The sequence below is a fragment of the Tritonibacter sp. SIMBA_163 genome (genome assembly GCF_046535935.1).
GTDB lineage: Bacteria > Pseudomonadota > Alphaproteobacteria > Rhodobacterales > Rhodobacteraceae > Epibacterium > Epibacterium scottomollicae.
In genome coordinates, this window is record NZ_JAWJBP010000564.1 from 1 (window position 1) to 266 (window position 266).

At 71.1% G+C, this 266-nt stretch carries 1 protein-coding gene; it reads left to right on the forward strand.

The window, feature by feature from the left end:
* Positions 1-266 (forward strand): hypothetical protein (locus tag R0J92_RS23555; RefSeq protein WP_411053458.1); only part of this gene is annotated, 266 nt, incomplete at both ends.

Here is a 266-nt window from a genome sequence, read left to right on the forward strand (position 1 = left end):
GGGGCGGCCTGCTGGGGCTGATCTTCGCCGGGCTGGCGGTGGGCAAGGTGTTCCAGACCGCGTGCGCGGCCCGGGCGAGCCGGCTGGAGAAGAAAAACCGCCGGCTGCCGGCGACGATCACGCGGTCGTTCGGGTCGCCGGTGTCGCTGCTCGCGTTGACCATGGGGCTGACCTTCGGTCTGTCGCTGATCGAGCTCGATCCCCGGCTGGCCGGCTTCGGGCAGAAGGTGCTGACGCTCTTGTACATCGCCGCCGCGGGCTGGCTG